Origin of the sequence: Pseudomonas campi (genome assembly GCF_013200955.2) — a bacterium.
GTDB lineage: Bacteria > Pseudomonadota > Gammaproteobacteria > Pseudomonadales > Pseudomonadaceae > Aquipseudomonas > Aquipseudomonas campi.
Genome location: NZ_CP053697.2, coordinates 3,340,639 through 3,366,961 on the forward strand (window position 1 = coordinate 3,340,639; position 26,323 = coordinate 3,366,961).

Here is a 26,323-nt window from a genome sequence, read left to right on the forward strand (position 1 = left end):
AGCGGGCGGCACATCGGTGAAGGGCTACCAGTTGTTGTAGCCCGGATGCAATCTGGGAAACAGGCAGCTCCGCTCCCGGATTGCATCCGGGCTACGGCTGGCTGAAAAGCCCGTGGCAACGGTAGGGGCAGGTAAAGCATCCAGACCGTAGGAGCGAGCTCTGCTCGCGAAGCTTTCGAGGGTGCCCAGTTCGCGAGCAGAGCTCGCTCCTACAGTTTGCCCTGCGCAGAAAAAACGCCGCAATTCCTGGGCGAAATTGCGGCGTTATCTTCAGCGAACAGCATCAGGCTATGGAGCGGGCGTTTTCCTGTGCAGCAATCAGCTGGCCCAGGGCGGTGGCGGGGGCTCGTCGCGCGGGGCGTCTTCGGCGTTGCGCAGGGCTTCCAGGCGCGCCTGTTCGGCCAGGGCGGCCTTGATCTCGCGCATCACTGCCTCGACGTCGGCCTCTTCTTCCGGCTCGTCGAACTCGCCGGTCAGCGGGCTTTCCGGGGTCAGCTCGCCGGCCTCGAACAACGCCCACATTTCCTTGGCGTACTTGGTGTAGAGCAGCTCGGGGGCGAACTGACCGAAGTACTCGGCCATGTTGCGCACATCGCGTTCGAGCATGCTGAAGGCATGGTTGTTCGCCGCCGCGTCCACCGCCTGCGGCAGGTCGATGATCACCGGGCCTTCCGGGCCGAGCAGCACGTTGAATTCGGAAAGATCGCCATGCACCAGACCGGCGCACAGCATCTTGACGATTTCGCCGATCATGAACGCGTGAAATTCGCGAGCATCGTCAGGCAACAGATCGACATCGTTCAGGCGCGGAGCGACATCGCCGCTGCCGTCGCCGACCAGCTCCATGAGCAGCACACCATCCATGTAGTCGTAGGGCGTGGGCACCCGCACACCGGCGGCAGCCAGACGGAACAGGGCGGCCACTTCGGCGTTCTGCCAGGCCTCTTCCTGCTCCTTGCGGCCATGCTTGCTGCCCTTGGCCATGGCGCGGGCGTCGCGGCTGTTGCGGGTCTTGCGGCCTTCCTGGTACTCGGCGGCCTGGCGGAAGCCGCGCTTGTTGGCTTCCTTGTAGACCTTGGCGCAGCGCAATTCGCTGCCGCAGCGCACGACATACACGGCGGCTTCCTTGCCGCTCATCAGCGGACGGATCACCTCGTCGATCAAACCATCTTCAAGCACGGGTTCCAGGCGTTTCGGGGTCTTCATTGCGCGGGCTAAGGGTCCTGTCGAAAAAGGCTGGAGGAAATGCTGCCGTTATACGGCAATCCGGCGGTCTCGCCCAGATTAGGGTCTGTTCTCGTTTCGTTCCCGGGCGCGAGGCAAGCCATTCTGGCACGCCGCCAGGCCGCGCGCGCCAGGGGCCGGGAAACCTGGCGATAGCAATGGGCCATCGTCTAAGCTTGAGCCTTTGCACCATTGCCAGCGCGCCTTATGCCCCTCAACCTCGACAGGATCATCCACCGCCAACACGGTCTGCAGCAGCGGCGTATCAGCCGCACCTTTGCCATCAGCGTCGCCCTGGCACTGCTGCTGAGCGTAGGCTTCAGCGGCTGGAGCATTCTGCGTGACTACCAGAGCAACCGAGACCAGCACCGCCACAGCATGACCGCGCTGTCGCGGGCCCTGGAGGGTTACACCAGCGCCCTGCTGCTGCAAAGCTACGAGAGCATTCGCGTGGCCGGCCAGAACCTGGCGCAGCAGGGCGTGCGCCGCACCGACGCCGAGTCCATTTATGCCGCGCTGCGCGATGCCATGCGCTATGACCCGGTCTCCAGCTACCTGTATGCGCGCGTCGAGGGCGCGCTGTTCATCATCGATATCAACGGCCAGCCCGCACACGGCCTGCCCCTGCACGAATCCCTGCAGCAGCTGCACAGCACCCCGCTCAACGGCCCGTTGCACAGTCCCCTGCACAACCCGCTGCGCATCAATGGACAGTCGGGTTTCCTGCTGCCGCTGACTCTCGAGGTGCAAGCCACAGGCGCCGCGCCGCTGCAGTTAGGGGCGCTGCTGGCGACGGACAGATTCGCCAACCTCATCGAACACCTGGGACTGCAACATGGCATGAATGGCGGCCTGCTTTCCGCCCAGGGGGTGATTCTCTACCGTACGCCCTATCCCGAGCGTTATATCGGCCAATCACTGCCGGTAGAGTCGCTGCTGCTCAAGCCCAACCCGCAACAGATCTCCAGCTTCGTCGAAACCCCCAGCATTGCGGGCGAGCCATCGCTGTATGTGATCACCCCTTCGCCACGCTTCCCCCTGGCTGCCGTCATTGGCGAGACCCGCAGCAGTTTCTACGGCCCCTGGCTGCGCCGCAGCGGCCTGACCCTGACTCTGCTGGCCGCCAGCCTGCTGCTGCTCGCCCTGGCCGCCACGCTGCTGCAACGCCTGATCCGCCAGCTCAGCCAGGACGAAGATTTCTACCGGCGCCTGTTCACCGATGTCACCGACGGCCTGCTGCTGACCGATAGCGATGGCAAGATCCTCACGGCCAACCCGGTCGTCGCACGGATGTTCGGCCTCAGCGCGGCCGAGACCCTGAGCGGGCGCCGGCCCTCGACGCTGTCACCCGAGCAGCAACCCGACGGCAGCCTGTCGACTCAACGTGCCGGCCGGCTGTTCGACAACATACTGGCCGGGCAGGAGCAGCAATTCGAGTGGCAATTCCAGCGCTTGGACAACGGCGAGCCGTTCGATTGCGAAGTGCGCATATCGCTGTTCCGCTGGCGCGACCGCGACCTGCTGCTGGGCGTGCTGCATGACATCACCGAACGCAAGCGCTACCTGGTCGAGCAGGAATTTCTCGCCAGCCACGACAGCCTCACCCGTCTGCCCAACCGCTACTGGCTCAACCGCCATATCGAGCAGCGCCTGAACGCCGCCGATGCCCAGCCCTTTGCCGTACTGTTGCTGGACATGAACCGCTTCAAGGAGGTCAACGACACCCTGGGCCATCAGCATGGCGACCAGGTGCTGACCGAACTGGGGCAACGCCTGCAGCACTGGCTGCACGAGCAGAACGCCGAAATCGCCCGCCTGGGTGGCGACGAGATGGCGGTGGTTTCCGCGCACCTGGCCGACCAGGCGGCACTCACCGGCCTGTGCAACGGTATCGCCCAGATCATCGCCCGCCCCCTGCAGGTGGATGGTATCCACCTGGAGCTCAGCGCCAGCATCGGCGTGGCGCTGTTCCCCGAGCACGCCCAGACCAGCCATGGCCTGCTGCGCTGCGCCGACATTGCCATGTACCAGGCCAAGCGCGAGCGCCGTGAATTCGTCGTCTACCACAGCGACAGCGACAACCACACCCCCGAGCGCCTGGCCCTGCACACCCAGCTCAGTCGGGCGATCCGCGAGAATAGCCTGACCCTGCACTATCAACCGAAGATCCGCCTGAGCGACCGCCAGGTGGTCGGTTTCGAGGCCCTGCTACGCTGGCCACACCCGGAAAAAGGCATGATCCCGCCAGGCGATTTCATTCCCCTGGCGGAAAATACCGAGCTGATTCACCCACTCACCCATTGGGTCCTGGATGAAGCCCTCGGCCAGCTGCGCCGCTGGCAGGAACAAGGCCTGGGCACCTGCCTGGCAGTCAACATCAGCCCGCACAACCTGCTCAACCCCGGCTTCACCGAAGAACTGCGCGAGCTGCTCGCCAGCCACCAGGTCGCTGCCGAATGGCTGGAACTGGAAGTCACCGAAGGCGCCCTGATGGCCGACCCGGAGCGGGCCCTGCACAGCCTGCTGGCCATCCGCGAGCTGGGCGTAACCCTGTCGATCGATGATTTCGGCACCGGCTACTCGTCGCTGGCCTACCTCAAGCGCCTGCCCACCCAGCTGCTGAAGATCGACCGCACCTTCGTTTCGGCCATGACCCACAACGCCTCCGACGCCATGATCGTGCAATCGACCTTGGCCCTGGCGCACAACTTCTCCATGCAGGTGGTGGCCGAAGGCGTGGAAGACGAGGCCACCGCCGCTGCCCTCAGCCGCCTGGGCTGTGATATTGCCCAGGGCTACTACTTCGGCCGGCCAATGCCCGCCGCCGAGGTGGAACGCTGGCGCACGGCCTATGACAAATCGCCCGACAAGAGCATGAGCCTGTAGGGTACGCCGGCGCGCACCCCAAACCCCATGCAGGCCTGCGGTGCACACGGCGCACCCTACTCAGCTTGCCGGCAACGTCAGTTCGATGGTCTCCCCCAGCGAGTCGTCCAGCCGCTGCAACTCGCAGTGAATGGACGCCGCATCGTCGGCCAGGCGCAAGGCAATCTCGGCGAAGGCATCGGCAGCCTCGATAAAGGCCAGCACCACCGAAGGGTCGAAGCGTGTACCGCTGGCCGCACTGATCTGCTGCACGGCATCGGCATGGCTGACCGAGCGCCGGTAGAGATGATGGCTGGTCAACTCCTCATAACCGCCGATCAGCGCCATCAGGCGTGCCGCCAGGGGAATCTGCTCGCCGCGCAGGCCCTGCGGGTAACCACTGCCGTCCCAGTGTTCGTGCTGGCTGTAGACAATATCGCGGGCATCGCGGAGGAAGTCGGTGACGCTGCCCAGCTTCGACTCGGCCGCTAACAAAGCATCGCGCCCGGCCTCGGCATGCCGGTGCAGCAGTTGCAGGTCGGCGCCCTGCAACGGCACCGGGCTGAGCAGGATGCGGTCCGGCAGCACCAGCTTGCCGATGCCGTGCAGCAACGCCGCCTTGCCCAACTGGGCAATCCGCTCGGCACTCAGCTCCTCGGCCAGCAGGGGTTGTTGATTAGCCAGGGCCGTAGCCAGAGTGGTCATGTAGGGTTCGACCCGCGCCAGGTGCTTGCCGCAGGGGTTATCGCGCATCGCCGCCAGGCTGGCCATGGCCTCGATGGTCACTTCCTGCAGACGCTGCATGTCGCGGGTACGCCGGCGCACTTCCAGCTCCAGGTATTCGCTCTTGTCACGCAGGAAATCCGCGCTGGCCTTGAGCTGCAGCTGCGCATGCACGCGGGCGAGGACGATCGGCGGGCTGATCGGCTTGGTGATGTAATCCACCGCGCCCAGGTCGAAGCCGTGCTGTTCGTCGGCCTGCTCGGTCTTGGCGGTGAGGAACACCACCGGGATCTGCGCCGTGGCCGGATCGGCCTTGAGCCGCTGGCAGACTTCGTAGCCGTCCATCTCCGGCATCATGATGTCGAGCAGGATCAAGTCCGGCTGCGGGTCGCCGGCGGCGATGCGCAGGGCCTTGGCGCCATTGCTGGCGACCTTGACCCGGTAGCTGCCGAGCAGCAGCTCGCTCATCAGTTCGAGGTTCTCCGGGGTGTCATCCACCACCAGCACCAGCGGCTGATCGGGCCGATCGAGCATGTCGTCCATTTACCTCTCCCAGTTCAAAGCTTCAGTTGCCGCCGTTCTGCCGCTTGCCGCAGCACGACCAGCGCCTGTTCGAAGTCGTAGCCACGCACCGCGGCTGCCAGCGCCACATACTCACTATTAAAGGCGCTGCGCAGCAGTTCGGCCTGTTCATCGAAGACTTTTCCGGCGCGCGGGTCGTCGTCGGCGAACAGTCGCTGCAATTGCCGGCAGAGTGGCAGCAGTTGCGTCTCGTCGACCAGCACAGCGGCTGCCGTGGAGGCCGGCGGACACAGGGTTTCGATGGCCGCCACCAGGGCCAGCAAACTCTGCTCCAGCTCGCCCAGCAGGGTTTCCAGTTCGGCATGCCGGGCATCCTTGACCGCGCTCTCCAGGGCCGCCGCCTGGGCAGCCAGATCCATGGCGCCGAGGTTGCCGGCCAGGCCCTTGAGGCTGTGCGCCAGGCGTTCGGCCGCCTCGCTCTCGCCAGCGGCCAGCGCAGCCCGCAGCTGGGCGGGGAAGTCCTGCTGGCTGGCGGCGAACTTGCCGAGCAGGCGCTGGTACAGCTCCGGCTTGCCCAATACCCGGCGCAGGCCGCTGGCCACATCCACTCCTGGCAACTGCCAGGCCGGCAGCGGCTCGCCCAGTGCTCCGCCGACAGCTGCCGACGGCGCCGCGCTCGCCGTGAGCCACCGACCGAGGGTGTGCCACAGTTCAGCGGGATCGATGGGTTTACCCAGGTGGTCATTCATTCCAGCAGCCAGGCAGCGCTCACGGTCGGCGGGCATGGCGTTGGCGGTCATGGCCAAGATCGGCAGCGCGGCGAAGCGCGGCTCACGGCGGATCGCCTCGGTACAGGCGATGCCATCCAGCACCGGCATCTGCATGTCCATCAGCACCAGGGCGTAGTGGCCGTCGGCACTGGCGCGCAGCAGGTCGAGGGCGATGCCGCCATGCTCGGCCTGGTCGATCTGCAGGCCGCTTTCCTGCAGCAGGCCACAGGCGACTTCGCGGTTCAGCTCGTTGTCTTCCACCAGCAGCACGCGCTGGCCGGCAAAGTTGGGCACCTGCTCGGCCACCAGCAGCCGCCCGTAGTCTGCGCTGGCGCCCTCGCCACCCAGGCTGCGGATCACCGCGTCGAACAGCTGCGAGGGGTTCAGCGGCTTGAGCAGCACATCCTCGACCCCGACCTTGTAGGCGCCCTGCAACACTTCCTCACGGCCATGGGCGGTGACCATCAACAAGTGTGGCGCCGGCTGCAGGCCCAGCTCGAGCAGCCGCCGCGCCGTCTCGATGCCGTCCATGCCGGGCATCTGCCAGTCCAGCAGCACCAGCTCGAACGGCTGCCCCTGCTGCGCCGCGAGTTGCACCCGCTGCAGCGCCGCCTTGCCGGAATCGACTGCCTCGACGCGAAAGCTCATGCCCTCCAGCAGGTCGTGCAGCACGTGGCGGGCGCTGTCGTTGTCGTCCACCACCAGCACCCGGCGCCCGCGCAGATCGGCCTGAGCCAGCAGGCGCTGACCTTGCTGCCCGGCGATGCCCAGCGGAATCCGGCACCAGAACAGACTGCCGCGTCCCAGCTCGCTCTCCACCCCGACCGTGCCGCCCATGGCTTCGGCCAGGCTCTTGCAGATAGCCAGGCCGAGCCCGGTGCCGCCGTACTTGCGCGTGGTCGAGGTGTCGGCCTGCTGGAACGACTCGAACAGCCGGCCCAGCTGCTCGCTGGTCAGGCCGATGCCGGTATCGCGCACGCCGAGGTACAGCTGCACCTGCTCGGCCGTGCGCTGCTCGGCGCGCAGGATCACCTCGACTTCGCCCTGCTCGGTGAATTTCACCGCGTTATTGCTGTAATTGATCAGGATCTGTCCCAGGCGCAACGGGTCGCCAACCAGGTGCTGGGGCAGCTCGGGGTCGAGGCTGAACACCAGCTCCAGGCCCTTGCTGGCGACTTTGTCGCCGATCAGGTTGGCGAGGTTCTCCAGCACCTGCTGCAGGTCGAAGTCGATGTGTTCGATGGTCAGCTTGCCGGCCTCGATCTTGGAGAAGTCGAGGATGTCGTTGATGATCCCCAGCAGGTGCTGGCCGGCCTGCTGGATCTTGCCCAGGTAATCGCGCTGGCGCGGGTTCAGCTCGGTCTTCAGAGCCAGGTGCGACATGCCGATGATGGCGTTCATCGGCGTGCGGATCTCATGGCTCATGTTGGCCAGGAAGTCCGATTTCAGCCGCGCCGCCTCCTCGGCCAGCTCCTTGGCCTTGGCCAGCTCGGCCTCGGTCTGCTTGCGCACGGTGATGTCACGGCTGACGCCGACCAGCCCCAGCAGCAGCCCGTGCTCATCGGTAAAAGGCGTGCGCAGGGTATCGAACACCACCCGCCGGCCATCCGGGTACAGCGCCCAGCCTTCGCTCTCGTAGGGGCCGGTCCAGTTCAGCGCGGTGAGGTCATGCTCGGTACGAATCGCCGCCCACTCGGGGTTCAGCAGCTCGCCGTCACGCAGGCCCTGCACCTCCTCACGGGTGCGCCCGAACAGCTCAGCGCAGGCCTGGTTGATGCCCAGGTAACGGCCCTCGGCATCCTTGAACCAGATCGGATCGGGGATCGCGTTGATCAGCGCCAGCAGGGTGCTGCGCTGGCGCTGCGCCTCGGCCTCGGCGCGCTGGCGCTCGATGATCTGCACCGACAGGCGGCGGTTCCACAGCAGCACGAAGATGATCAGCCCCAGCAGGCCGAGCAGGTAGGGCCAGCCGACCTGCAGCAGGCGCCGCCAGTTGAACGCGCTGAGCGGCGGCAGCCAGCGCTCCTTGATCGCTTCGCGTTCCTCATGACTGACCTGCTCCAGTGCCTGATTGAGCAGGCCGACCAGCTGCGGCCAGTCCTGGCGCACGGCGAAGCGGAATTCGCTGGTGGACAGCCCGGTTTCGCCGCGCAGTTCCAGGTTGGTCAGGTTGAGTTCGCGGATCAGGTAGCTGGCGACGATCATGTCGCCGACATAAGCATCGGCGCGCCCGGACGACACCGCGCGCAAGGCCGCCTCGCTGTCCGTTACCTCGAGCAGGCGCACATCCGCCACGCGCTCGCGCAGGGCCTGCTGCAGCACGTAGCCGCGCTCGATGGCCACCAGCCGCCCCGCCAGGTCGCCAATGCGCTGCACCTTCACCTCGCTGCGGGTGAAAATCAGGCTGCTGCTGGTCAGGTAGGGTTCGCTGAAGGCCATGAAGGCCGCGCGCTCCGGAGTCTTGGCCACCGACGGCAGGACATCGACTTGGCCGCTGCGCAGCGCCTTGAGCGCCGCCTCCCAGTCGTCCAGCAGCACCGGCTCGAAACGCACGCCCAGGCGCTGGCCGAGCAGTTGCAGATAATCACCACTGAGGCCGCTATGCCGGCCCTGTTTATCCAGCACATCGAAGGGCGCCCAGCCCGCCCGCTCGATGCCGACGCGGATACTCGGGTGCTCGCGCAGCCAGGCCTGCTGTTCTTCGCTCAAGGACAATGCCGCCGGCGCCGTCAGGGGCAGCAGACACAGCAACAGCAACCACAGACGCAGCATGGGCACCTTCCTTGCGCTGAACGGACTCGCCTTCAGCTTAGGGGCTGTTAGCGTTTTGTCGCGGCGCGCGCACGAGGTCAAAAACTTTGAAAGTCAGATGTGCATTGGCAGCCAGCGTCGACAGGCTGACAATCAGCCCATGCTTTTTGAGGACAGCGCCATGCTCGATGCCGACCTTTGCTGGCAAGCCGTTTGCGCCCGGGATGCCGGGCGCGATGGCCAGTTCGTCTTCGCCGTGCGCAGCACCGGCATCTACTGCCGACCCAGTTGCCCGGCGCGCCGACCGAAGCGCGCCAACGTCAGTTTCCATACCGCCGCCGAGGCTGCCGAGGCTGCCGGATTTCGCCCGTGCAAGCGCTGTTCGCCACAGGGTAAGAGCCCGGCCGAACAGCTCGACGAGCTAGTGATCGCGGCCTGCCAATTGCTTCAGCACAGCGAGCCGGCACCGACCCTGGAGCAACTGGCCGCACGCATCGGCCTCTCCGCCTCGCACCTGACCCGCGCCTTCAAGGCCCGTACCGGCCTCACTCCCAGGGCCTGGCTTGCCGCCTACCGACGCCAGCGGCTGGACGCCAACCTGGCCCAGGCCGATACGGTGCTGCAGGCCGCGCTCGACGCCGGCTATCCCGGCACCCGCGCTCTCTATACCCAGGCCGGCGCCCTCAGCCCGGCGCAGCGGCGGCACAAGGGCGCTGGAGAAACCCTGCGCTACGCCATTGCCGCCTGTCCGCTCGGCCTGCTGCTGCTCGCCGCCAGTGACAAAGGCGCCTGCGCCCTGCTGTTCGGCGACGACGAAGCCAGCCTGTGCGGCGAGCTGGGCGAACGCTTCGCCGCCGCCGAACTGCAGCGCGACCAGCAGGGTTTGCAAGGCTGGCTGCAACAGGTGATCGGCCAGATCATCGAACCGAAGCAGGCCGCCCAGCTGCCGCTGGACCTGCGCGGCACCGCCTTCCAGCAGCAGGTGTGGCAAGCCCTGTGCGACATTCCAGTAGGGCAGACGCGGCGCTACGGCGAACTGGCCGCCCAGCTCGGCAGCCACGCCCGCGCCGTGGCGCGCGCCTGCGCCAGCAACCCGCTGGGCCTGCTGGTGCCTTGCCACCGGGTCGTCGGCGCCAGCGGCAGCCTCACCGGCTATCGCTGGGGCGTGCCGCGCAAGGCAGCGCTGCTGCAGAAGGAAGGCAGCTGCCCGGCCGAATAGCCCCGTTTCCGTAGGAGCGAGCTCTGCTCGCGAAGCGTTTGACCTCGCCTGGTTCGCGAGCAGAGCTCGCTCCTACGCTGTTCCGGGCTTGCGGTACGCGCGCGTCAGGCCGAAGCTAGGCGGCCTGAACGGAGCCACCCCATGAACCTCGCCGAACTCACCCAACGCCTGCATGCGATCCGCGATCGCAATGCCTGGCGCCCCTTCCACAGCCCGAAGAACCTGGCCATGGCCGCCAGCGTGGAGATGGCCGAACTGGTGGAAATCTTCCAGTGGCTCAGCGAAGACCAGTCGCGCCAATTGCCGGCCGAACAGCTGCAGCATGCTGGCCAGGAAGTCGGCGATATCGTCCTCTACCTGTTGCTGCTGTGCAGCGAGCTGGGCATCGACATGGAACAGGTGGTGCGGGCCAAGCTGGCCGACAACGAAAGGCGCTTTGCCCAATGAGCGACCGTCACTTCGATGAACTGGCCACCCGCTTCGCCGAGAAAATATACGGCGGCGCCAAGGGCGCGATCCGCCTGGCCGTGCTCCAGGCCGACCTCAAGGAGGGCCTGCCGGAGCGCCCGCTGCGCGTGCTGGATATCGGCGCCGGGCTCGGCCACATGTCGCTGTGGCTGGCCCAGCGCGGCCATGCGGTGACCCTCGCCGAACCGGCCGCGCCGATGCTTGAAGGCGCCCGCCAGCGCTTTGCCGAAGCCGGGGTGAACGCGACCTTTATCCAGGCGCCCTGGCAGGAACTGCTCGGCCAGTTCAACCAGCCCTTTGACCTGGTGCTCTGCCATGCCGTGCTGGAATGGCTGGCCGAGCCGCACGCCATCCTGCCGGTGCTGCACCAGCTCACCGCACCCGGCGGCTGGCTGTCGTTGGCCTTCTACAACAAGGACGCGCTGATCTACCGCAACCTGCTCAAGGGCCATTTTCGCAAGCTGCGCAAGGCCCAGTTCGCCGGCGAGAAGCAGAGCCTGACACCGCAGCGCCCGCTCGACCCACGCGAGCTGGCGGCGCAACTCGCCGAGCACTGGACGGTCGAAAGCCAGAGCGGTGTGCGCGTGTTCCACGACTACATGCCCAGCGCCTTCCAGGCCAAGGCGGAACTGGCCGACCTGCTGGCCATGGAGCTGGAACATCGCCGCCACCCGGCATTCGCCGGCCTGGGGCGCTACCTGCACTGGATCTGCCGGCCGCTGTAGCCCGGATGCAATCCGGGATGCGGGCACAGAGCCCCGGATTGCATCCGGGCTACGCTGAAACGGGCTCCAGGAGACAAGCATGAAAGCCCCCATCTATTTCATTCCACTAGCCCTGCTGGCGGCCTGCCAGAGCCCCAACCCCTATGTGGCCGATTCACGTCCGCTGCCGACAGCACCTGCAGAAGCGGCCAGCCATTTCGACCGCAGCGCCTACCCGGCCGCCCCGCGTGACTACGGTCGCTATCGCAACTGGAGTTGGCTCGATGGCCAGTTGCCGAGCGGCAGTGCCTGGGCCGATGGCGCGCTGCTCGCCGAGGCGCTGAGCAATGGCCTCGACCAACGCGGCCTGCGCCCGAGCAGTGGCGCTGGCGATCTGCTGGTCAGCGCGTCCTTGCAGCTGGAGCGCCGTCAGTACCAGGTACGCGAAGACTACGGCAGCTATTACGGCCACGGCCCCTATGGTGATCACTACGGCATGTACGGCAGCGTGCCCATGGTGCGCAACTACGAGGTGGAAGTGACGGTGGTGCGCATCGACTTGTTCGATGGGCAGAGCGGCGAGCCGGTCTGGAGCGGCAATGCCGAAGCGCCCAGCCAGGGCAGCCAGAGCGATCGCGCCGATGCCCTGCGCCGCGCTATCAGCGATGCCCTGGGCAGCTATCCACCAAACTGAAACAGGGCTTGCCGAAGCGCTCGCCGTGCGCTTCGATAGAGGCTCTACCTCGGAGGTTTGCCCATGCTGCCGCGCCTGCTGCTGATACCCATCCTGCTGTTGCTGGCCGCCTGCCAGAATGTGCAGGTGGAGCGTGATTACGATGCCAGCCGCGATTTCGCCGGCTACCGCAGCTGGACCTGGCAGGAGCCGGCGCTGCAGTACCGTCCGGACGATCCACGGGTCAAGAGTGACCTCACCGAGCAGCGCATCCGCGAGGCCGTCAGCCAGCAACTCGATCAGCGCGGCCTGCGTCCGGCGCCAGAGGGCAGCCCGGCGGACCTCAAGGTGCAGGTCTGGCTGATCGTCGAACAGCACCAGGATCAGGTCAGCACCCACTACTCCATGGGGTACTGGGGTGGCGCTTGGGGCGGTTACTGGGGTGGGCCGATCCAGACCGAAACCCGCACGGTCGACTACAAGGTGGCGACCCTGCAGGTCGACCTGCTCGACGGCAAGGACGGCAAGCTGGTCTGGCGCGGCAGCGCGGAACAGGTCATGCGCCGCTCGCCGCCCACCCCCACAGAGCGCGAAGCGGCCATCCGCGAAACCGTCGGCCAGGTTCTCAGCCAGTACCCGCCGCAATGAATGACCGCCTGCTCGGCCATCGCCCGGCCCACGACGATGACCTCGCCGCAGTGCTCGGTTTCGTGCACAACGCCGAGGAACTGTTCTTCGCCTTTCCCCGCGCCAGCTGGCCGCTGACCCACGCTCAGCTGAGTGAGGCCTGCGCCACGCGCCAGAGCAGCACCCTGGCCCTGCTCGATGGGCGCCCGGCCGGCTTCGCCAACTTTTATCAGAGCCAGCGCGGCGAGTTCTGCGCCCTCGGCAACCTGATGATCGCCCCCTGGGCCCGTGGCCAGGGCGTGGCGCAATACCTTATCGGGGTGATGGAGCGCCTCGCCGCCCGCGATTTCCAGGCCCGCGCGCTGCATGCCTCGTGCTTCAACCAGAACGCCGCCGGGCTGCTGCTGTATGCACGCCTGGGCTATGCCCTCAGCGGCCTGGTCGAACGACAGAACAAGCACGGTGAGCGGGTGGCGCTGGTGCAGTTCTGCAAAAACCTGTGACCCTCAACTATGGCTATTCGTAGGGTGGACCGCGCTCCATCGATGCACCGAGCGGTTCCATGTTGGATGAAAAACGCGTCATCCACCCTAGGGGTTACGACCAGCCTGCGGACTGGCCCGCGTAGATGGCTAAACCCTGGCGCCCTGAATAGCCTGCGCCGGCCAACCGGCCAACAAGCTGACCAACTCGACAGCAAAGCGCATAATGCCCCACCCTGTGTTGCCCGGAGATCGCCATGCCCAACTGGTGGTTACTCGCCCTGCCCCTCATCGCCGGCGCCTGCCTGCCGCTGCAGGCCGGTATCAATGGCCAGTTGGCCAAACACCTGTCCAGCTTCATGGCTGCGGCCCTGTTGTCGTTCCTGGTCGGCAGCCTGGCCCTGCTGATCATCGTCCTGGCCCAACGCGACATCGCCGGCCTTGGCGCCTTCAAGGGGCTCAGCTGGTGGCACTGGAGCGGCGGCCTGCTCGGCGCCTTCTTCATCGCCACTGCCGCCTTTGCCGGGCCGCGCATCGGTGCCCTGCTGTTCATGGTGCTGGTCCTCGCCGGGCAGTTGAGCATGGCCCTGCTGCTCGATCACAATGGCTGGGCCGGTTTTCGCGAAGCGCCGATCACCCTGAGCAAGGCCGCCGGCCTGGCGCTGATCGTCGCCGGTATCTGGCTGATCCGCCGTAGCTGAGAGGTGACGGGTGACGGCACCCGGCAGAGGGTGCTCGCGACATCCCTGACTGCATGAGCCTGACCTCGGGAAAATCCTGAGTAGGCGAGCTCGGCTCATACTGGCAATCGGGTAGCAATCGCCAACGACCTATGGCTATGCTTGCGCAGGCCGTATTCGTGACCACCGCACATGACCGATTCTGAACTGCCCAGCCAACCGCACACCTTCGCCCTCTGGCGTGAAGTACAGGACACCCGCGTACGCACCCGGCTGGGGGGCATCTATTACCTGCTGGCCTGGTTGCTGACCTGGCTGTTCAGCAGTGCGCCGCTGGACATGCTCGGCAGCGGCCTGCTCGGCTCGGCCTTTTTCGCTTTGATGCTGGCCCTGCGCCTGGTGCATCAGCCGCCGGCACAAACCAGCAGCGCCTGTCTGCAGCTGTGGATCGATCGCCACTGGTACCTGATCTATATCACCTCGCTGAGCTGGGGCCTGGCCCATGCCTGGGCCTTGCAGGACGTCCAGTTCGAGCCTTCACGGCTGATCGCCACGCTCAGCACCATCGCCTTCAGCACCGCCATGGCCTTCAACTTCTCCATGCGCAAGGAGCGCTGCATGTCGGCCATCCTCCTGCTCTATCTGCCGGGGCTGGCCGTATTGATGATGCAACGGGAGGAACAGCAAGCGCTGCTGGTCACCCTGGCGTTCTACCTCAGCTACCTGCTGCTGGCCCTCAGCCGCAGCCACCGCGAGTACCGCAACACCCTGACCATGGAGCAGCAGCTGATTGAGCAGCGCGAGCGCTACGACCTGCTCAGCCGCACCGACAGCCTCACCCAGCTGGGCAATCGCCTGCAGTTCAACGGCCTGTTCACCGCGCTGGTGGCCAACGTGCAGCGCCACGGCGGGCAACTGTCACTGGTGCTGCTGGATATCGACTTCTTCAAACGCATCAACGACGAATATGGTCACAGCACCGGTGACCAGTGCCTGCATGCCTTCGCCGAGCGCATGCGCGTGGTGTTCCGCCGCGACAGCGATGCCCTGCTGCGCCTGGGGGGCGAAGAGTTCGGCGTGCTGATGATGGACACCCCGCTGGAGCAGGCCCGCGAGCTGGCGGAGGAGTTTCGCGGCAACCTGGCCAGCCAGGGCCTGGAAATCCAGGGGCAAGCCCTGCCGATGACCACCAGTATCGGCGTCGGCAGCTTTGACGCACGGCGCGACGGCAACGCCGAGGCCTTTTTCAAGCGCGTCGACGATGCGCTGTACCTGGCCAAGGCCGAAGGCCGCGATCGCCTGGTACTGGCCGGCCTGGACTGAAGCTCGCGCAAACCTTCTCTGCCACGGCTGGGCGATAGCGGCGTGCAGACCACGGCAAGGCCTACACACCCACTGCCCTGAACAGGTGAGCGCGCACACCCCGCATCTGCTCTGCAGAGCGCGATGGCGCCGCGCTAACTATCCTCACCAGGCCTTGGGTTGATCAGGCGCGGAAGCGCTCCACCTGCTGTTGCTGGCCGCTGGCCAACTGGGCCAGGTCGCGGCTGGCGATGGCGCTCTGCTGGGCGCCGCTGACCACTTCCTGGATGCTGTCGTTGAGCTGGGTGATGTTCTGGCTGATCTCGTTGGCCACGGCGGTCTGCTCCTCGGTGGCGGTGGAAATCTGCACGTTGCCATCGGCGATGCCGTCGATGGCATTGGCGATATGCGCCAGCACCTCGCCGGACTCGCGGGCATGGCTGACGCTGGCTTCGGCCTGCTCACGGGACTGCTGCATGGCCGCCACCGCCAGGCGCGCGCCGTCCTGCAACGCATCGATCATGCCGCGGATCGACTCGGTGGCCTTCTGCGTGTTGCTCGCCAGGCTGCGCACCTCGTCGGCCACCACGGCGAAACCACGGCCCGCCTCGCCGGCCCGCGCCGCCTCGATGGCGGCATTCAGCGCCAGCAGGTTGGTCTGCTCGGCGATGCTGCGGATCACCCCCAGCACGCTGCCAATCTCGTCGCTCTGGCTGTGCAGGCGATTGATCACCGCGGCGCCCTCCTGCACCGACTGCGACAGGCGCTCGATCGACTGCAGGTTGGCCTGCACCAGCGCCGTGCCCTGGTGCGCTTCGCGGCGCGCGTCACCGGCCATGTGTGACATGCCCAGGGCGTTCTGGGCCACCTCCTGAATCGCCGCGCTCATCTGGTGTACGGCAGTGGCGACCATGGTGGTCTGCTCGCCCTGGCCGGAGGCAGCATCGCTGACCTGGGCACTGATCGCGCTCATTTCCTCGGAGGCGGCGGCCAGCTGGATGGACGAGTCGCCGAGGTGGCGAATCAGCTGCTGGAAGTGTTCGAGCATGGCGTTGAACGCGGCGGCCGTGCGCGCCAGCTCGTCTTCGCCGGCGCTGTCGGCGCGCAAGGTCAGGTCGGAACTGCTCTGCACCTGGCCGATCAGGGCGCACAGGGCCTGCAGTGGGCGATTGATGGAGCGATTGACCAGCAGGCTGAAACCCAGCACCAAGGTCAGCGCCACCAGACCGATGGCGATGAAGCTGTTCTGCATGCCCTGATACTCGGCGGCGGCCGCCTCATGCAGCTTATCGCCTTCGCTGAGTTGCAGACGCACCAGGCCATCCAGCTCGGTGCTGAGCGGATCGAAGGTGGCATACAGGCGCTGGTTGAAGCTGGCCGTGTCCTCGTTGCGCAGGCCATCGCCGGCCTCGCCGAGCAGCTCCTGGGCCAGGCGGTCGGCCGCCGCCATCAGCGGTCGGGTACGGGCCACCCGACTGTCTTCCTCGGCGGTGAGGCGGGTCGCGGTGTAGGCGCCCCAGGCCTGGTCGATACGCTGGCGCGCGGCGCCGAAGGTCTGCCGCAGGGCGTTCTCGTCGAGCAGGCCGGCGCGGTGCTTGTGCAGGGCGTCGACCATGCTCACCGCGTAGGCGTCGGAGACTTCCTTGAGCTGGCTGATCGGCTGCATGCGGTCGATGAACAGCTCTTCGAAACTCTGGTTGATCCGCCCGGCGTTGCTCAGCGCCAGCAGCATCACCCCCAGCAGCACGGCCAGGGGCAGCAGGGCCAGCGCCAGCAGACGGCTGCGCACGCTCAGTTGATTCAGCATGATGGTTCTCCCGGATTGAAAAGCCGCCCCACGGACGGTGGCCCAGGCACTCTGCGGTGCCCTGGCAGCGGCTTCAGCGCGCCGCTGTGGTCAGGCTATCGGCCACGGCGCAGCGGCCTCTATCAGGGAAAACCTTAGATCCGCCGCGCAGCAGACTAGGCAAAAGGCAGTAGAGCCAGCCGATTCGTGCACGACTTGCTAGTCCCGCCCCAGCTCCAGGATGCGCTCGATCAGCCACTGCAAGGCTGCATCGCGCTGGCGCAGGCCGAGGCTGACGATATCCAGGTGGAAAGGTCCGAGGTCAAAGGGCAACTCGTGCAACTGCAACGGCAGCAGCTCGGCGAAGTAGCGCGCCAGGCGCACCGGCAGCACGGCCACCAGTTCGCTGCTGGCGACTATGTGCGCGGCCTGCAGATAGTTGGGCGTGGTGTAGACGATCTCGCGACTCAGCCCGCGCTCGCCCAGCCACTGTTCGACCATGCCGCGGGTCTGCCCGCCATGCACCCACAGATGACGCAAGCCGAGGAAGCCGTCCAGATCGAGGCCCGCCGCCAGCTGCGGGTGCTCGCGATGGGCCACCAGCTGCAGGGTTTCACTGACCCACTGCTGGCGCTGAAAGCGCACCGGCACCTGCTCGAAGCGGCCCAGCACCAGATCCAGCTCGCCCTTCTCCAGCGCCTCGCCCGGCAGGCTGGGCGACAGGTGCTGGATATCGATGCGCAGCCCCGGCGCGCGCTCGGCCAACAGCTTGAGCAGGCGCGGCATAAGGATCAGCTCGACATAGTCGGTCACCGCGATGCGAAAGCGCTGACGGCTGCTGGCCGGGTCGAAGGGCGCGCCCTCGCCGAGACTCTGTTCGATGCGCTGCAGGGCATCGCGGATCGGCGCTTCCAGGGCCAGGGCCCGTGGTGTCGGCTGCATGGCCCGGCCAACGCGCACCAGCAGCGGGTCGTCGAGCAGGTCGCGCAGGCGATTGAGCGCATTGCTCACCGCCGGCTGGCTGAGCGACAAGCGCTCGGCTGCGCGCGACACGTTGCGCTCGCGCAGCAGGGCATCGAGCACGCGCAGCAGGTTGAGGTCGAAGGTCAATATATTCACTTACTGAATTCAACTTATCACAAGACAAAATTTCCCAAATAGTAGCCCGGTACTTAAGGTGCGTCAGTTCCGTTTTGGGTGACTGACTTCTTCTGTGGGGGCGTTCGATGAGCAACAACTACACCATCCAGCAGGCTGCCGTGATCGGCGCCGGCACCATGGGCCGCGGTATCGTCATCAGCCTGGCCAACGCCGGCATCCCAGTGCTGTGGCTGGACAACAACCCGCAGATGGTCGAAGCCGGCCTGCAGATGGCCGAAGACACCTGGGCGCAGCACGTTGCCAAGGGCCGCATCAGCACCGGCGAGGCCAGCCTGCGCCGCGCGCGCATCCAGGCGGTCAATGACTATGCCGATCTGGCCGACGCCGATCTGGTGATCGAGGCGGTCTACGAGAACCTCGAACTGAAGCAGCAGATCTTCCGCACCCTCGACGCCACCGTGAAGCAAGGCGCGATCCTCTCCAGCAACACCTCGGCGCTGGACATCGACGCCATCGCCGCCGTCACCGCCCGCCCGCAGGACGTGCTCGGCCTGCACTTCTTCAGTCCGGCGCACATCATGAAGCTGCTGGAAATCATCCGTGGCGCCCACACTGCTCCAGCGGTACTGGACGCCGCCGTGGCCCTCGGCCAGCGCATCGGCAAGGTCAGCGTGGTGGCCGGCAACTGCGACGGCTTCATCGGCAACCGCATGCTGCACACCTACGTGTTCGAGGCGCGCAGCATGCTGCTCGAAGGCGCCTACCCGCATCAGGTGGACAGCGCCCTGCAGGGCTTCGGCTTCGCCATGGGCCCGTTCCGCATGTACGACGTGGTCGGCATCGACCTGGAATGGCGCGCCCGCGAACTGGCAGGCAAGGGCCAGGATGTGGCCCAGGTGCAGGTGGACAACCGCCTGTGCGAACTCGGCCGCTTCGGCCAGAAGGCCGGCAAGGGCTACTACCTCTACGCGCCAGGCAGCCGCCAGGCCGAGCACGACCCGGAAGTGGATGCCCTGGTGCAGCGCGAGGCCGAGCGCCTCGGCTACCAGCGCCGCAGCGTCGGCCAGGAGGAAATCCTGGTGCGCTGCCTGCTGGCCCTGGTCAATGAAGGCGCGAAGATCCTCGAAGAGAACATCGCCGCCAACAGCCACGACATCGACCTGGTGTATCTGAACGGCTACGGCTTCCCCGCCGATAAAAATGGCCCGATGGCCTGGGCCGACGCCCAGGGCCTGGCCGCCATCCGCGAGCGCCTGCTGCAACTGACCGAGCGCTTCGGCCCGCACTGGCAACCGGCCAAGTTGATCGACCGTCTGGTGGAAGGCGGCAAACGCTTCGCGGATGTGAAGGAGGGCCAGGTATGAGCTACCAGGCGCCCCTGCGCGACATGCGCTTCGTCCTCCATGAACTGTTCGATGTCGCCGGCCACTGCGCACGCCTGGGCAACAGCCTGGACCGCGAGCTGATCGATGGCGTACTGGAAGAAGCCGCCGCCTTCACCGGCAACGAGATCGCCCCGCTCAACCGCAACAGCGACGAGGAAGGCTGCCAGTTGGTCGAGGGCAACGTCACCACGCCCAAGGGTTTCCGCGCCGCCTACCAGCAATTTGTCGACAACGGCTGGGCCAGCATGACCGGGCCGACCGAGTTCGGCGGCCAGGGTTTCCCGCAGCTGGTGGCCTTCGCCTTCCACGAAATGCTGATGGCCTCCTCGCTGTCTTTTCGCGTCTACTCCGGCCTTACCGAAGGCGCCGTGCTGGCCCTGCACAAGCACGGCAGCGACGACCTCAAACGCGACTACCTGGCCAAGATGGTCAGCGGCCAGTGGACCGGCACCATGTGCCTGACCGAACCCCAGGCCGGCACCGACCTGGCCATGCTGCGCACCAAGGCCGAACCCCAAGCCGATGGCAGCTACAAGGTCAGCGGCAGCAAGATCTTTATCAGCGGCGGCGAGCAGGACTTCTCCGAGAACATCATCCATCTGGTGCTGGCACGCCTGCCGGATGCACCTGGAGGCGTGAAGGGCATCAGCCTGCTGCTGGTACCCAAGTTCGCTGTCAACGCCGACGGCTCGCTGGCGGCGAAGAACGCCCTGAGCTGCGGCGCCATCGAGCACAAGATGGGCATCAAGGGCGCCTCCACCTGCGTGATGAACTTCGACGGCGCCACCGGCTGGCTGATCGGCGAGGCCAACCAGGGCCTGGCCTGCATGTTCACCATGATGAACGACGCGCGTTTCCAAGTCGGCCTGCAGGGCCTGGGCATCGGCGAGGCGGCGTTCCAGGGCGCCCTGCGCTATGCCCGCGAGCGCCTGCAGTCGCGAGGCCTGAGCGGCGCCGTGGCACCGGAGAAAGCGGCCGACCCGATCATCGTGCACCCGGATGTGCGGCGCATGCTACTGACCCAGAAGAGCCTGGTCGAAGGTTGCCGCATGCTCGCCGCCTACACCGCGCGCCAGCTCGATCTGGAGCACGCTGCCGAAGATGCCGCCGCGTGCAAGGCCGCCGGCAAGCGCGCGGCACTGCTGATCCCGATCGTCAAAGCCTTCTTCACCGACATGGGCCAGGAAGTCGCCAGCCATGCGGTGCAGGTCTACGGCGGCCACGGTTTCATCCGCGAATGGGGCATGGAACAGCTGATGCGCGACAGCCGTATCACCCAGCTCTATGAAGGTACCAATGGCATCCAGGCGCTCGACTACATCCGCCGCAAACTGCTCGGCGATGGCGGTACCGAACTCAGCGCACTGATCGGCGAACTCAGCGCCCTGTGCGACGCCCAGACCCAGCGCCCGGCGCTGAGCGCGATGGCCCGCACGGTGCAGACGCGCCTGGGCGAATGGCGCGAGCTGACTGCTGAGGTGATCGCCCTCAGCCAGCGCGACGCCCAGGAAATCGGCGCGGTCTCGGTGGACTTCCTGCAGTACTCGGCCTATGTGTTGCTGGCCGGTTTCTGGCTGCAGGCCGCCGCCACCGCGCAGGATGCCCTGGACGCCGGCAGCGGCGAGGCCGCGTTCTACCAGGCCAAGCTGCACAGCGCCGAGTTCTACCTGCGTCGCATGCTGCCGCGCGCCAGCAGCCACCGCGAAGCCCTGCTGGGCGGCGCCGAGTGCCTGATGGCGATGCCGGAGGCGAGCTTCGCGTTCTGAGGCACAGTAGGGGGGATCACGCTGCACCGATCCACCGGGGGACGATCCACCGAGCGTGGCCAGTGGTGGATGAACAGAGCGTCATCCACCCTACTTCCCTGTAGGAGCCAGCTTGCTGGCGATCGGCGAGGCCTCAGAACCGCTGATCGCCAGCAAGCTGGCTCCTACAGGGCTTACTCCTGATCCGACCGAGAGCATCTGGTGAAAAAAACAAAAATAGCCCTCTGCATACTCCTGCTGATCGCCGTGCTTTTGGGCGGTCTGTACGCCTATTTCCTTTATGCGCCCAAGCCCGCCGAACCGGCCCTGAGCTCCACCCTGCAGCACCAGCGTATCGAGCTCGGCGGCCTGCAGCGCGACTACACCTTCTATATCCCGGCCAAGCTTCCGGCCAACGCACCGCTGCTGTTCGTCCTGCATGGCTCGCTGCAGACCATCGCCGACATACGCACCTTCACCGGCTACCAGTTCGAGCGCCTGGCCGACCAGCACGGCTTCATCGTCGTCTACCCGCAGGGCTACGAGCGCAACTGGAACGACTGCCGCCGCGCCGCCGACTACCCAGCGCGCGCCCGCAACATCGACGACCTGGGGCTGCTCGCCGCGCTGGTGCAACGCTTCGCCGCGCAGCACGGCGCCGACCCGCGCCGCGCCTTCCTGGTCGGCTACTCCAACGGCGGCCAGCTGGGCCTGCGCGCGGCCCTGGAGCGCCCGCAGCTGCTGGCCGGGGTCGCCGCCGTGGCGGCCAGCCTGCCGAGCGATGCCAACCTCGACTGCGCGCCATCCGGCCAGGCCGTGCCGGTGCTATTGATGAACGGCACCCGCGACCCGATCAACCCCTACAACGGCGGCCCGGTTAGCCTGTTCGGCTTCGGCGATCGCGGCAACGTGCGCTCGTCGTTCGAGTCGGCGCAGTATTTCGCCAGGCTGGCCGGCTACCCGCAGGATGCCGTGCGCAGCAGCTCCAGCTGGAGCCACCAGGACGACCGCGCCCAGCGGGTCAGGCTCGACCAGTGGCAGGCCGATGGCCGCGCCGAGGTCGCGCTGTACACGCTGATCGGCGGCGGCCACCTGCTGCCCCAGGCCGGCTTCCGCGCACCGCGCCTGCTCGGCCCGACCCTGTCCGGTTTCGACGGCCCGCGCGCCATCTGGGACTTCTTCGCCCGCCAGCAGCCCGTGCCGGCGCGGCCCCGACCTTCGGAGGACTAGTCATGCAAGCCTTCAGCTTCGCCACCACCGCGCAGATCCTCTGCGAATCCGGCGCCGCCACGCGCCTCGCCGAGCTGTGCCGCGAGCGCGGCGCGCAGCGCGTGATGATAGTCACCGACCCCGGCATCGCCCGCTTCGGCCTGCTCGACGGCGCCCTGCCCGGCTTCGCCGCGGCCGGCGTGGCGGTGGAGGTGTTCGACCAGGTGATCGCCGACCCGCCCGAGGCCATAGTGCTCAACGCCGTGGAACGCGCCCGCGCGCTGGGCGCCGAGCTGGTGGTGGGCTTCGGCGGCGGCAGCTCGATGGACGTGGCCAAGCTGGTCGCCCTGCTCGCCCACCCGAACTGCCAGCAATCGCTGAAAGACATCTATGGCGTGGGCAATGCGCGCGGCCAGCGCCTGCCGCTGATCCAGGTGCCGACCACCGCCGGCACCGGCTCGGAGGTCACGCAGATCGCCATCATCACCACCGGCGAAACCAGCAAGATGGGCGTGGTCTCGCCGCTGCTGCTGCCGGACCTGGCGCTGCTCGACGCCGACCTGACCCTCGGCCTGCCGCCAGCGGTGACCGCCGCCACCGGTATCGACGCCATGGTGCACGCCATCGAGGCCTACACCAGCAAGATCAAGAAGAACCCGCTGTCCGACCTGCTGGCCCGCGAGGCCCTGCGCCTGCTCGCCGCCAATCTGCATGAAGCGGTGCACAACGGCAGCAACCGCGAGGCGCGCCAGACCATGCTGCTCGGCGCCCTGCTGGCCGGCCAGGCCTTCGCCAACGCGCCCTGTGCGGCGGTGCATGCGCTGGCCTATCCGCTGGGCGGGCATTTCCATATTCCCCATGGCCTGAGTAATGCCCTGGTGCTACCGCATGTACTGCGCTTCAACGCACCGCAGGCCATGGCGCTGTACGCCGAGCTGGCCCCGCTGATTCTCGGTGAGCGTTTCAAGGGCGGCAGTGCCGAACAGCGCTGCGCCGAGTTCATCAACGAACTGGCCGCGCTCAACCAACGCTGCGGCCTGCCCAACCGCCTGCGCGATGCCGGCGTGCCGAAAGACATGCTGCCGCGCATGGCCAGCGACGCCATGCTGCAGCAGCGCCTGCTGGTGAATAACCCGCGCGAGGTCAGCGAGGCCGACGCGCTGGCCATCTACCAGGCGGCGTATTGAGGGGGTGGAGCGGCCCTCTCCCCCGGCCCCTCTCCCGTAAACGGGAGAGGGGAGGCAAACCGTGCACAGCTTGAGCACTGCGCAGAACTGCTCCCTCTCCCATTCATGGGAGAGGGTTGGGGAGAGGGTAAAACCCATGAGCACCGCCATGGCCCCAACAGTCGACAAGGGCAAGACATAGGCAGTAGCCCGGATGCAATCCGGGAAGCCCGCCACTCCGCCCCCGGATTGCATCCGGGCTACGCCAGCCATCGCCAATCGATAAGCCCCAATCCACCCGGCGAATCAAACTACCCCGCGCACCAACCAGGCCCTAGGCTGGTACGCAAGCAAGACGAGAACAGCCCATGAGCCAGCCCGAACACCTGCGCAGCGACTACGCCCACTTCCAGCCGATCACCACGCGCTGGCACGACAACGACCTCTATGGTCACGTCAACAACGTCGTCTACTACAGCTTCTTCGACAGCGCGGTGAACACCTACCTGATCGAAGTCGGCGGCCTGGATATCCACGACGGCGAGGTGGTCGGCTTCGTGGTCAGCTCGTCGTGCGACTACTTCGCCTCCATCGCCTTCCCCGAGCGCATCGAGGTCGGCCTACGGGTCGGCAAGCTGGGCAACAGCTCGGTGCAGTACGAACTGGCCATCTTCAAGGCCGGCGAAGACGAGGCCTGCGCCGCCGGGCGCTTCGTCCACGTCTTCGTCGACCGCACCAGCAACCGCCCGGTGCCGATTCCCGAAACCCTGCGCGCGGCTCTCGCGCGCCTGCTACGCGACTGAAACCACGCGACTGAAACCAGAGGAGCATTCCAGCATGCAAGACGCCGTCATCGTCTCCACCGCCCGCACGCCAATAGCCAAGGCCTTCCGCGGCGCCTTCAACGACCTCAAGTCGCCGAGCATGGCCGCCGTCGCCATCCGCGCCGCCGTCGAGCGCTCCGGTATCGAGCCGGGCGAGATCGAAGACCTGGTGATGGGCACGGCCATGCAGGGCGGCACCGCCTCGACCAACCTCGGCCGCCTGTCGCTGCTGGCCGCCGGCCTGCCGCTGTCGGTCAGCGGGCAGACCATCGACCGCCAGTGCGCGTCGGGCCTGATGGCCATCTCCATCGCTGCCAAGCAGATCATGGTCGACGGCATGGCCGTCACCGTCGGTGCCGGCCAGGAGCAGATCAGCCTGGTGCAAAACACCCACATGAAGTGGACCGCCACCGACTACGACCCGGCCGTGGTGAAGATGGCCGAGCACGCTTACATGCCGATGCTGCAGACTGCCGAGCTGGTGGCCAAGCGCTACGGCATCAGCCGCGAAGCCCAGGACGCCTACTCCCTGCAGTCGCAGCAGCGCACCGCCGCCGCCCAGGCCGCCGGCCTGTTCGCCAACGAAATCGTCCCGATCACTGCACGCAAGAAGCTGGTCGACAAGGAAACCGGCGCGGTCAGCTTCGAGGAAGTCACCCTCAGCCTCGACGAAGGCAACCGCCCGCAGACCGTGCTGGGCGACCTGACCAAGCTCAAGCCAGTGATCGAAGGCGGCTGCATCACCGCCGGCAACGCCAGCCAGCTGTCCGACGGTGCCAGCGCCAGCGTACTGATGAGCGGCGCCCTGGCCGCCCAGCGCGGCATCCAGCCACTGGGCCTGTACCGCGGCATCGCCGTGGCCGGCCTGGCCCCGGAAGAGATGGGCATCGGCCCGGTGTTCGCCGTACCGAAACTGCTCAAGCAGCACGGCCTGAGCGTCGACGACATCGGCCTGTGGGAGCTCAACGAAGCCTTCGCCTGCCAGGTGCTGTACAGCGCGCAGAAGCTCGGCATCGACCCAGCCAAGCTCAACGTCAACGGCGGCGCCATCTCCATCGGCCACCCCTACGGCATGAGCGGTGCACGCATGGTCGGCCACGCCCTGCTGGAAGGTAAGCGCCGTGGCGTGAAGTACGTGGTGATCACCATGTGCGTCGGCGGCGGTATGGGCGCGGCGGGGTTGTTCGAGGTGCTGTAAGAAGCTCCGCGCAGCAATAAAAATGGCGGCCTAGGCCGCCATTTTTCATTCGCTTCTCAGGGCTGTAACCAGAAACGGCTATCCGCCGCCGGCAAACCCTCCGGCAGATCGCTCTGCAGGATCAGCAAACGCCGCTGCGACAACTGGCTGCGGCGCAGCTGCTCGCCGAAATGACGCAGGAACAGTTCACGGAAACTGCCATCGGCCTGGATCAGGCTCAGGCCCTCCTCGAAGCGCTGGCGCAGTTCCGGCTCCGCGCGGTTGAAGGCGAAGTACACCGGAAGCGGATAGACCAGCGCCAGGCCGGGCTCGATCATCAGCTCGGGATGGCGCTCAGGGTGGTCGCCCACCTCCTCCCAGGCCTCGTGCAAGGCGCGGTGGTAATAGTCGAAACGCCGCTCGGTGAGCATCGCCAACAGGTTCTCCGGGTGTGACGAGCCCACCACCGGCAGGCGGTTGAGGGCGAACAGCGGGAAGTCGCTCCACTGGCTGCCAAAGCCGCCACGCAGAAGGCGCAAGTCATCCAGGCTCTGCACCCGGGCAAAGCTCGGCGCATCCTCGCGATGGATCAGCAGCAGGCGGTAGCCAAGCATGCCGGCATGCAGGTCGAAAGGGATCATGCGCAGGTCGCGCAGACGCTCGGCATTGGGCGGCACATAAGCCAGGTCGACCATGCCGGCGCGCAGCTGGGCCAAGCAGCGCTCCTGCGGCGGATCTACGCCATGCGCCGCGGCCACATGCAGTTCGCCATGGGTCGCGGTTGTGCGCTCAAGGATCAGTCGGATCAGTTCGAGGCGATAGGCATAGCGACTGGCATCGTGCTGACAGACCCGCAGCTCGGCCGCCTGCAGCCCACTGCACAGCAACAGGCCGGCCAGCAGCCAACGGGGCAGGGTCAT

21 protein-coding genes are annotated in these 26,323 nt (G+C 66.6%); 15 read left to right on the plus strand and 6 right to left on the minus strand.

Annotation, left to right across the window (positions count from 1 at the left end):
• Nucleotides 1–318: 318 nt before the first annotated feature.
• On the minus strand, nt 319–1,206 hold the full coding sequence (locus HNE05_RS15485) for a PA4780 family RIO1-like protein kinase (protein ID WP_173209000.1): 888 nt from the start codon (nt 1,204–1,206) through the stop codon (nt 319–321).
• A gap of 225 nt (nt 1,207–1,431) precedes the next feature.
• Here HNE05_RS15485 and HNE05_RS15490 point away from each other — a divergent pair, with 225 nt between their 5' ends.
• Nucleotides 1,432–4,110, plus strand: a complete 2,679-nt coding sequence (locus HNE05_RS15490; RefSeq protein ID WP_173209002.1) for a bifunctional diguanylate cyclase/phosphodiesterase — start codon at nt 1,432–1,434, stop codon at nt 4,108–4,110.
• Between the two features lie 60 nt (nt 4,111–4,170).
• Here HNE05_RS15490 and HNE05_RS15495 read toward each other — a convergent pair whose 3' ends face one another.
• Both HNE05_RS15495 and HNE05_RS15500 read right to left on the minus strand, forming a co-directional pair.
• A complete protein-coding gene (locus HNE05_RS15495; protein WP_173209005.1) occupies nt 4,171–5,355 on the minus strand; it encodes a response regulator in 1,185 nt (394 codons plus the stop codon).
• Between the two features lie 14 nt (nt 5,356–5,369).
• Nucleotides 5,370–8,876, minus strand: coding sequence for a response regulator (locus HNE05_RS15500; RefSeq protein ID WP_173209007.1), 3,507 nt, complete (start codon nt 8,874–8,876; stop codon nt 5,370–5,372).
• Nucleotides 8,877–9,036: 160 nt separating this feature from the next.
• Between HNE05_RS15500 and ada the strand changes: the two genes are divergently transcribed.
• The 8 genes from ada (at nt 9,037) to HNE05_RS15540 (ending at nt 15,031) form a co-directional block, all read left to right on the plus strand.
• Nucleotides 9,037–10,074, plus strand: a complete 1,038-nt coding sequence (gene ada, locus HNE05_RS15505) for a bifunctional DNA-binding transcriptional regulator/O6-methylguanine-DNA methyltransferase Ada (RefSeq protein WP_173209009.1) — start codon at nt 9,037–9,039, stop codon at nt 10,072–10,074.
• 141 nt (nt 10,075–10,215) lie between these two features.
• A complete protein-coding gene (locus tag HNE05_RS15510) occupies nt 10,216–10,521 on the plus strand; it encodes a nucleotide pyrophosphohydrolase (protein WP_173209011.1) in 306 nt (101 codons plus the stop codon).
• A complete protein-coding gene (locus tag HNE05_RS15515) occupies nt 10,518–11,267 on the plus strand; it encodes a methyltransferase domain-containing protein (RefSeq protein WP_173209013.1) in 750 nt (249 codons plus the stop codon). Before HNE05_RS15510 ends, HNE05_RS15515 begins: the two co-directional genes overlap by 4 nt.
• Before the next feature lie 79 nt (nt 11,268–11,346).
• Complete coding sequence (locus tag HNE05_RS15520) at nt 11,347–11,940, plus strand: DUF4136 domain-containing protein (protein ID WP_173209016.1); 594 nt, start codon at nt 11,347–11,349, stop codon at nt 11,938–11,940.
• A 63-nt stretch (nt 11,941–12,003) separates the two neighbouring features.
• A complete protein-coding gene (locus tag HNE05_RS15525; protein WP_173209018.1) occupies nt 12,004–12,567 on the plus strand; it encodes a DUF4136 domain-containing protein in 564 nt (187 codons plus the stop codon).
• Nucleotides 12,564–13,049: a GNAT family N-acetyltransferase gene (locus HNE05_RS15530; protein ID WP_173209020.1), complete on the plus strand. Its 486-nt coding sequence runs from the start codon at nt 12,564–12,566 to the stop codon at nt 13,047–13,049. Before HNE05_RS15525 ends, HNE05_RS15530 begins: the two co-directional genes overlap by 4 nt.
• A gap of 230 nt (nt 13,050–13,279) precedes the next feature.
• Nucleotides 13,280–13,729 (plus strand): DMT family transporter, encoded by a 450-nt coding sequence (locus HNE05_RS15535; protein WP_173211698.1) that lies wholly within the window; start codon nt 13,280–13,282, stop codon nt 13,727–13,729.
• 171 nt (nt 13,730–13,900) lie between these two features.
• The gene (locus tag HNE05_RS15540; protein ID WP_173209022.1) at nt 13,901–15,031 is read left to right on the plus strand and encodes a GGDEF domain-containing protein; all 1,131 of its coding nucleotides are present in this window, start codon (nt 13,901–13,903) and stop codon (nt 15,029–15,031) included.
• A gap of 163 nt (nt 15,032–15,194) precedes the next feature.
• Here HNE05_RS15540 and HNE05_RS15545 read toward each other — a convergent pair whose 3' ends face one another.
• Together HNE05_RS15545 and HNE05_RS15550 are read right to left on the minus strand one after the other, a co-directional pair.
• Nucleotides 15,195–16,817: a methyl-accepting chemotaxis protein gene (locus HNE05_RS15545; RefSeq protein WP_173209024.1), complete on the minus strand. Its 1,623-nt coding sequence runs from the start codon at nt 16,815–16,817 to the stop codon at nt 15,195–15,197.
• A 198-nt stretch (nt 16,818–17,015) separates the two neighbouring features.
• A complete protein-coding gene (locus HNE05_RS15550) occupies nt 17,016–17,915 on the minus strand; it encodes a LysR family transcriptional regulator (RefSeq protein ID WP_173209026.1) in 900 nt (299 codons plus the stop codon).
• 107 nt (nt 17,916–18,022) lie between these two features.
• Between HNE05_RS15550 and HNE05_RS15555 the strand changes: the two genes are divergently transcribed.
• The 6 genes from HNE05_RS15555 to HNE05_RS15580 all read left to right on the plus strand — a co-directional run bounded on the left by HNE05_RS15555 (nt 18,023) and on the right by HNE05_RS15580 (nt 25,424).
• Nucleotides 18,023–19,261 (plus strand): 3-hydroxyacyl-CoA dehydrogenase, encoded by a 1,239-nt coding sequence (locus tag HNE05_RS15555; RefSeq protein ID WP_173209028.1) that lies wholly within the window; start codon nt 18,023–18,025, stop codon nt 19,259–19,261.
• The gene (locus tag HNE05_RS15560; protein ID WP_173209030.1) at nt 19,258–21,048 is read left to right on the plus strand and encodes an acyl-CoA dehydrogenase C-terminal domain-containing protein; all 1,791 of its coding nucleotides are present in this window, start codon (nt 19,258–19,260) and stop codon (nt 21,046–21,048) included. The genes HNE05_RS15555 and HNE05_RS15560 overlap by 4 nt, the downstream gene beginning before the upstream one ends.
• Nucleotides 21,049–21,249: 201 nt before the next feature.
• The gene (locus HNE05_RS15565; RefSeq protein WP_173209032.1) at nt 21,250–22,257 is read left to right on the plus strand and encodes a CE1 family esterase; all 1,008 of its coding nucleotides are present in this window, start codon (nt 21,250–21,252) and stop codon (nt 22,255–22,257) included.
• Nucleotides 22,258–22,259: 2 nt separating this feature from the next.
• Entirely contained in the window at nt 22,260–23,423 is a 1,164-nt protein-coding gene (locus tag HNE05_RS15570; RefSeq protein WP_173209035.1) for an iron-containing alcohol dehydrogenase, read from the plus strand.
• Between the two features lie 347 nt (nt 23,424–23,770).
• On the plus strand, nt 23,771–24,205 hold the full coding sequence (locus HNE05_RS15575) for an acyl-CoA thioesterase (RefSeq protein WP_173209037.1): 435 nt from the start codon (nt 23,771–23,773) through the stop codon (nt 24,203–24,205).
• 34 nt (nt 24,206–24,239) lie between these two features.
• Entirely contained in the window at nt 24,240–25,424 is a 1,185-nt protein-coding gene (locus HNE05_RS15580) for an acetyl-CoA C-acyltransferase (RefSeq protein WP_173209039.1), read from the plus strand.
• Nucleotides 25,425–25,480: 56 nt separating this feature from the next.
• Here the strand turns inward: HNE05_RS15580 and HNE05_RS15585 are convergent, their stop codons facing one another.
• Nucleotides 25,481–26,323, minus strand: a complete 843-nt coding sequence (locus tag HNE05_RS15585) for a substrate-binding periplasmic protein (RefSeq protein WP_173209041.1) — start codon at nt 26,321–26,323, stop codon at nt 25,481–25,483.